Annotated in this window: 5 protein-coding genes; 2 read left to right on the forward strand and 3 right to left on the reverse strand. The window is 69.7% G+C overall.

Going from position 1 to position 7348, the window contains the following annotated elements:
• Positions 1-123: 123 nt before the first annotated feature.
• The gene (locus tag ACIBH4_RS17385) at positions 124-999 is read left to right on the forward strand and encodes a histidine kinase (RefSeq protein WP_362506382.1); all 876 of its coding nucleotides are present in this window, start codon (positions 124-126) and stop codon (positions 997-999) included.
• Positions 996-1688 carry a response regulator transcription factor gene (locus tag ACIBH4_RS17390; RefSeq protein ID WP_362506379.1) on the forward strand — a complete coding sequence of 231 codons (693 nt, stop codon included), beginning with the start codon at positions 996-998 and terminating at the stop codon, positions 1686-1688. The genes ACIBH4_RS17385 and ACIBH4_RS17390 overlap by 4 nt, the downstream gene beginning before the upstream one ends.
• Positions 1689-1797: 109 nt before the next feature.
• On the opposite strand, the gene ACIBH4_RS17395 is transcribed toward ACIBH4_RS17390, so the two are convergent.
• The 3 genes from ACIBH4_RS17395 to ACIBH4_RS17405 all read right to left on the reverse strand — a co-directional run bounded on the left by ACIBH4_RS17395 (position 1798) and on the right by ACIBH4_RS17405 (position 6835).
• Positions 1798-3627, reverse strand: coding sequence for an alpha-galactosidase (locus ACIBH4_RS17395; RefSeq protein ID WP_362770157.1), 1830 nt, complete (start codon positions 3625-3627; stop codon positions 1798-1800).
• Positions 3628-3673: 46 nt separating this feature from the next.
• Positions 3674-5215: an arabinofuranosidase catalytic domain-containing protein gene (locus tag ACIBH4_RS17400; RefSeq protein ID WP_362770159.1), complete on the reverse strand. Its 1542-nt coding sequence runs from the start codon at positions 5213-5215 to the stop codon at positions 3674-3676.
• Positions 5216-5380: 165 nt separating this feature from the next.
• Entirely contained in the window at positions 5381-6835 is a 1455-nt protein-coding gene (locus ACIBH4_RS17405) for a hypothetical protein (RefSeq protein ID WP_362770161.1), read from the reverse strand.
• Between the last annotated feature and the right edge of the window lie 513 nt (positions 6836-7348).

Genomic DNA, 7348 nt, shown 5'->3' on the forward strand with positions numbered 1-7348 from the left:
AACCCGGCGGCACGTCTCGGACCGCGGACCGTCAGACTCAGGGCTGAGATCAGGCAGGGGACACCGGCGTCGCTTTCCCGCGCTCTGGCAAGGGCTTCGGGTCAGGCGCCTAGGATGACGGTGATGAATACGCTTCAGCGGCCCGTATGGCGTTCACACGCCGGGCTGGTCAGTGGCGTGGTGTTCGTCGTGCTGTTGGTGCTCCTTCTCGCGGCAGGAGCCGAAGGACCACTCGCCGGTGTCGTGCCCTCGGTGATCGCGGCGATCGCGATCGGCGTCGCGGTCTGGGCGGTCCGGCGGACGCGCGCCACCCGTGCCGACTACGAGGCGCGGCTCACCAGCTGGGCCGCCACGGAGGCGGTGCTGGCGGAGCGGATGCGGATCGCGCGGGACCTGCACGACATCGTCTCCCACGGTCTCGGGCTGATCACCGTTCGCGCCGCCGCGGTCCGTCAGGTCACGAACGCCGACGGGCGTGACGTCGCCGAGCTGCGGGAGGCCCTCGCGGACATCGAGGCGGCGGGCAGGCAGGCGACGGCCGAGTTGCGTCGCATGCTGACCGTGCTCCGCACATCCGGAGACTCCCGCGACGAGGAGGTTCCGCGCCTGCCCGTGGAGAGTCTCGAGCAGCTTCCCGCGATCGTCCGCGGTGCGGAGGTCACCGGCCTTCGTACCCGGCTGGACCTCGAACCGCTGGGCGAGGTCTCCCAGGGGGTCCAGGTCGCGATCTGTAAAACCGTGAGGGAGGCCTTGAACAACTCGGCGCGTCATGCCGGTCCCACCACCGTGTCGGTGCACCTCTACAGGGACGGGGGCACAGTGGTGGTCACGATCGCCGACAGCGGCCCCGACGGCCCCTGGTCGGCCAGGCCCGGCGCGGGCCACGGTCTGGCGGGACTTCGGGAACGCCTCTCAGGTCTCGGGGGCAGCCTCCACGCCGCGGACGTCGAAGGAGGCTTCCGGGTCGTCGCCCGGATCCCGGACGAGGTCGTCACGTGAACGACGGCGACCGCCCCGTCCGGGTGATGCTCGCCGATGACCAGCCCTTACTCCGCAGGAGTCTCGCGATGGTCATCGACAACGCGGCCGGCCTGGCCGTCGTCGGCGAGGCCGGCAACGGCGTGGAGGCGCTGGCCGTGGCGCGAGCGACCCGACCCGACGTGATCCTGATGGATGTGCGCATGCCCCGGCTCGACGGGCTCAAGGCCACCCGGGAGATCAGCGCCGACCCGGTGCTGGCGACGAGCAGAATTCTCGTGCTGAGCATGTTCGAGCTGGACGAGTACGTCTACGAAGCCCTTCACGCCGGTGCTTCGGGGTTTCTTCTCAAGGACACCGTGCCCGAGCACCTCATCGACGCGATCTGGCGCACCCATCGAGGGGAGTCCCTCTTCGCCCCGTCGATCCTCACCCGGCTCGTCGAGCATTACGTGATGACGCCGCGCTCGCACCCGCGTCCGCCGGTGGGACGGTTGACCGGCAGGGAGGTCGAGGTGCTCACCCTCGTCGGGCGGGGCCTGTCGAACGATGAGATCGCCGCCCGGCTCACGATATCCGTCAAAACCGTCAAGACGCATATCTCTCACCTGCTCGCCAAAGCCGACGCGCGTGACAGAGCGCAGCTCGTCATCGCCGCGTTCGACGCGGGACTGGTGCGACCGCGCGGACACACCGGAAACATCCGCTGAACTCCGCACCCGTTCCTTCTCCTCCCTTCCTCGGAGGTCGCTCCGGCCTCGGGGGCGGGACGACGGTCGTCGTCCCGCCCCCGAGATCTGATGGCTCACTCGCCCACGGTCACACCTGGGTGCGCAGCCACTGCTGGTTGGTGCCGGTGCCGCAGGTCCACTGCACGACCTGGACTCCGTCGGCGGTGCCGGCGTTCAGCACGTCGAGGCACTTGTCGCTGTGGCGGGCGACGAGCCGCACGTAACCGTTGCCGGCGTCCTGGAGTCGCCACTGCTGGTTGGTGCCTCCGTTGCAGGCCCACTGGACCACTCGGGCGCCGTTCGCGGTCGCGGTGGCGCCGCCGTACACGTCGAGGCACTTGCCGCTGCTGACGCTCGTCACCGTGTAGTAGCCGCCACCGGCGTCCTGGAAGCGCCAGCGCTGGTTCGCCTGCCCGTTCGCCGTCCACTGCACGATGTTCGCGCCGTCGGTCGTCGCGGCGTTGTTGACGTCCAGCGACTTCGAGCTGTGCCGCGCGGTCATCGTGTAGGTGGTCGGTGTCGGGGTGGTGGTCTGGGGAGCCAGCCGGTAGAGCCCGGAACCGTGCGGGGGCAGTGAACGGGTGAACGTCCCGGTCGAGGTGCCGAGGTTCGCGCCGGACCACAGGTCGGTCACGACGGCCGAGCCGATGCCGAGGTCGGCGAGGTTCACCGACACGTTGGCCGTCGCGCTCTCGCGGTTGAACAGGGCGACGTAGCGGTGGTCGCTGTCCGGCACGTTGGCGGTCCACACCTGCCGGGTCCCTCCGTAGAGCCGGCGGTTGTCGGTGCTGTGCTGGTCGACCGCGAGCACCGCGGAGTTGGTCATCAACGCCAGCTCCGCCGGCCTGTTCTCGACGAGGTTGCCGCCCCACATCAGCGGCGCCCGGTTGATCGCCCACAGGGTCATGAGCGTGCGTTGCTCGTCGGCGGTGAGGTTGGAGTATCGCGGTGAGCCGACCGGGCCGTACTTCGACAGCCGCCCGATCGGGATCATGTCCGGATCGGGCCACGCTCCCTTCGCCCGGTGCGGTGTCCAGTTGTGCAACTGGTCGAACAACGCGTCGAGAGCCGGCCAGTTGTCCCACAGGTCGTTCACGATCCGCCACATGTGCGCGTTCGCCCGCACGTGCGATCCGCCGGCCAGCGGGGTCGCACCGGGCGACAGGCTCAGCACCATCGGGCGACCGCTGCGCTGGATCGCGAGCCGGTACCCCTCGACCTCCGCCTGCCGGTACGTCGGCGCGGCGATGTCGTCCACCTTCACGAAGTCGACCCCCCAGGAGGCGAGCAACTGGAACACCGAGTCGAGGTACGCCTGCGCGCAGGGGTTGGACATGTCCAGACCCCACATGAGGTTGAGCCAGGCCGCGGTGGTGCCGTTGTCGATCTGGTTGGCGCGGCAGTCGGTGCCGAGGATCGGCACGTTGTCGGCGACCGCCTGCCGGGGAATGCCTCGCATCAGGTGCACGCCGAACTTCAGTCCCTGGGCGTGCACGTAGTCGGCGAGCGGCTTGAATCCGTTGGTGCCGGCCGCCGAGGGGAACCGGGTGGTGTCGGGCAGCAACCGCCCGTTGGTGTCCATCCGGAGCCGGGGTTGCAGGTTGGCGTCCTGGTTGGGGCTGCCGGTGTGCTGGCCGGGGTAATACCACGCCCAGTCGATGACGACGTACTGCCAGCCGTGCTGCCGCAGGTTCGCGCCCATGTAGTCGGCGTTGGCCCGGACGTCGGCCTCGGTGACCCTCCAGTTGAACGAGTCGTAGCTGTTCCATCCCATCGGTGGGGTGTCGGCGACACCGTTGTCCCACATCTGCATCCTTTCCGCCGAACCGCTGCCGGCCAGATTCACCGCGAGCAGGAGCGTCGCGGTGATCAGGATGGCCGCCCTACGGAGTATCGGATGGACCGTGCGGTTGCTCATCAGACCTCCAAAAAGACCTGGGGAACCCTTACCGCTCTGTGCCCGGTCAGCGATAGCCGGCGGACACCACGCTGGCCTGTACCGCGTTCTCGGTCGCGTCGGACGGGTAGCCGGCGACCATGGCCCCTTCGTAGAAGGTGCCCGCACTCAGGTTCGCACCGCCGTCGGGCTTGCAACAGTCTCCGCCGCTGCCCAGGATGATCGCGCCCTGCTTCTTCATCGGGCTGTATCCGGGCGGGAGCGCGCCGTCCCACAGCGTGTAGAGGCTGCCGGACTGGGCGTTGCTACCCTTGATCGCGAAGCGCGTGGTGCCGTTGTTCTTCAGGGTCGCGGTGACGAACTTGCTGTTGAAGGCGCGCTGGTTCGGGTTCCAGCTCTGGCTGCCACCGGGGAAGAGGCCCCATTCGAGGTCGGCCTGCACCCAGGGCCCCGTGCCGGAGCAGCCGCCGAACCAGCACTGGGTGCTGAAGTTGATGGCGTCCATCGCCCCGGCGGCGTCGGCCTTCCTCGTCGTCTCGCTGTTGCCGTAGTCGAAGCAGCAGCCGTTGTTGACGTGGGTACCGCTGGTCACCATGTACATGCCCTCGGGGGCGGCACCGGTCGGCACGCCGGTGAGGTGTCCGTCCCGCCAGTAGCTGTTGCCGGGGTTGATGTAGAGCGAGTACGCTTTCGCGCCGCCCACGGTGAGGGACTCCGAGGTCGCGATCGCCGGCCTGCTCTGCGGCGAGCCGGGAACCACGCTCGATCCCTGGTACCAGAGGTCGTTGCCCCGTCCTGACTGGTCGAAGACGACCGTCACCACGCAGGTCGTGCCGGTGCAGAACGAGTCCTGCGTCGCGGCGTTGGCGGTGCCGCCCGCGGCCAGCAGGCCGATGTTGCGGGTCGTGTTGTCCGACGAGCGGCGGACCTGGTACAGGTTGCCGGCGTACGCCGAGTAGAGCGCCCGCGTCGTGCTGTGGGCCGCCACGCACGGGGTGCCGCCGGAGGCGTAGATGTCACATGGGCGCGCGCCGGGCGGCGGTGGCGTCGGAGTCAAAGTCGGCGTCGGTGTCGGAGTGGTGGGCGAGGCCCACTGCTGGTTGGTGCCGCCGTGGCACGCCCACAGGAGGATCTTGGTGCCGTTCGCGGTGCCGGCGCCGTTGGCGTCGAGGCACAGGCCGGACTGCACGCCGGTGATGGTGCCGTTGGCGTCGACGTTCCACTGCTGGTTGGTCTGGCCGTTGCAGTCCCAGATCACCGCCGTGGTGCCGTTCGCGGTGCCCCGGCCGTAGGCGTCCAGGCACTTGTTGCCGTAGACCATGAGCTGCTTGCTCGACGTCCAGGTCCAGATCTGGCCGGCGCCGCCGTTGCAGTCCCACAGCTGTGCCTGGGTGCCGTTGACGGTGCTGGAGTTGGGGACCTCGAGACAGCGGCCGGACGCGGTGCCCACGATTCTGGTGCTCTGCCCCGGCTCGATGGCGGCCGCCGACGCCGAGGCGGCTGCCTCAGCCGGAGCCTGGGTGCCGGGGGTGGCGCCGCCGACGATGAGGACGCCGGTGAGCACGCCGGCCAGGGCGCTCAGCAGCCGGAGGCGACGGCGTCGGGGCATGGGATCGCGGACCTGCCCTGACCTGCTGGGTAACGGGTTTCGCACGGTGTTACTCCTGTTCCGTTGTGAAAAAGCGAGGACCTGCGGATGTTCCATGGCGATGGTGTGGTCGAGGCGATTCGACAGCACCGTCATCGTGCTGACGGTGACTCCGGCCCGCCAGGCTCACCGACGGTGGGCGAGTGGGGTCCACGGTGTCGCGTCCGGGCGGGAGTGCTGGGCGACCGCCACCGACTGGAAGCCGCCGTCCGAGGGCGGCAGCAGGGTGATGGTGTAGGTGTCGGTCTGGTTGCCGTACGGCAGGGTCACCGTGACGTTGTTGTTCGACAGGTTCACCACGTTGTTCGAGACCGTGATCGGGCCCTGCACCGCGCCGCCGCCGTTGTACGGGATGCGTTGCGTGAGGACACGCACCTGGTTGTTCTGCACGATGCCGCTGGTGGTGTCCAGGCGCTGCAGGTTCACGGTCAGGTTTCCGGTGGTGCGACCGCCACCGACCAGTACCTTCGCGACCCCGCCTGCCTTGGTGGCGTGCGCGTCGTACGACGGGCCGGCGGTCACCGAGACGACCTGCCCGGTCTGCGAGGCGTAGTAGCGGTAGGCCCACCACTCGCCCTTGGGCTGGTGCCGGCCGGCCGAGTCGCGGACCAGCAGGTTGGCGAGGTCGTTGTGCAGGTTGCCGCCACCGGCCCAGTTCGCCCGCAGGCCGTCCGCGCGGGCCCGCTCCAGCCGTGCGATGTACCAGGCGCCGTCGGCGGGGTTCTGCTCCTCGGGCGCGCCGTACTCGTTGATCTGGTACGGCCGGGGGTGCGGGATGCCGCGCGGGTCGAGGGTGGCGTTGGCGGCGGCGACGTTGGCGACCGGGTCGCCGGGTAGCGAGTGCCAGCTGATGATGTCCGGCACCGTGTCGGTCGAGCGGACGAAGTCCAGGTACTGGTTCCAGAAGGTGTGCGTGGTGGACGGGACGCAGGCACAGCTCGGGCCGACGATGAGCTGGCTGGGGAACTCCGCCCGGATGCGCTGGTAGGTGCGGCGCCACAGTTCGAGGTACTGGGAGATCGGGCGGTTCCAGAACAGGGTGATGTTGGGTTCGTTCCAGATGTCCCACTGCACGCTCAGCCCGGAGGCCCGGACGTCGTTGACGAGGCGGTTCAGGAAGTTGTCGTAGTCGGTCCAGTTGCCGTTGTCGCCGGGGAAGCGGGAGATCCCGGCGCCGTCCGCCCCCCACAGGTCGTGCGGCAGGAGGATGAACTGACCGCCGAGGGCGATGGTCCTGCGCGCCTGGGCGAGGGTGGAGTTCCACCGGCGGTCGTAGGTTCCGCCGACCCAGCCACTCCCGGGGAGCTGCGCGCCACCGGCGCGCATGAAACGGAAGTTGACGTCGCGGAAGAAGTGGTCGGCCGGTCCGACGGCGTTCTCCGGCATGCCGTAGATCCAGCCGGAGGCGCGGTAGGTCGGCGCACCGCTGGTGGTGGAGAAGTCGACGGTGATCGACTCGTCGGCGGCCTGGGCCGGGGAACCGGTGACGGTCACGGAGGCGACCGTGACGAGCAGGCCGACCGCGAGGCGGGTGACGAGCGCACGGGCTCGTCGCGGCCTGCCGCGGGAGGGGGATTTCACGGGCGGCTCCTTGCAGGGCGTTGGGGGGGACGCTCTTCGGAGGGCTGCACTTGCGAACCGATTCGAAAGGATCGTAGGACCGGTCACTGAAGCGTGTCAATGAAGTGACGGTTCGGTGACATCGATGTTTCGTTGAATACGGCCTTTCACGTGGTGGAGGCCTTCACTGTCTCCGGTGGACGGGCCGCGTCCGCCCTGCTTGATTCATCGAATCGATTCGCTTCACGCCGAGAATCGGCGTCCGCCCCGCGCATCCCGCCCGACGATCTACGCGAAGTGAGGCGGCGGATGACGGGGCGCGGCCGTCGGCGGCCGAGGCCCCGGTCGAACACGAACCGAACCGCACCCGCCTCGCACGGCGATGCGAGGCGGGTGCGCGTGCCCACCGGGATTGGCGGGGGGCCCGGGGGGGCGGGGGCCCGCGGGGGGGGGGGGGGGGCCGGGGGGGGGGGGGTGGGGGGGGGGGGGGGGGGGGGGGGGGGGGGGGGGGGGGGGGGGGGGGGGGGGGGGTAC

The organism is Streptosporangium sp. NPDC050284, from assembly GCF_044459525.1.
Classification (GTDB): Bacteria; Actinomycetota; Actinomycetes; order Streptosporangiales; family Streptosporangiaceae; genus Streptosporangium.

What these genes read in the sequence shown, in the direction of transcription:
- ACIBH4_RS17385 (WP_362506382.1), top strand. Translation starts at nt 124, where the DNA reads ATGAATACGCTTCAGCGGCCCGTATGGCGTTCACACGCCGGGCTGGTC.
- ACIBH4_RS17395 (WP_362770157.1), bottom strand. Translation starts at nt 3,627, where the DNA reads ATGAGCAACCGCACGGTCCATCCGATACTCCGTAGGGCGGCCATCCTG.
- ACIBH4_RS17400 (WP_362770159.1), bottom strand. Translation starts at nt 5,215, where the DNA reads ATGCCCCGACGCCGTCGCCTCCGGCTGCTGAGCGCCCTGGCCGGCGTG.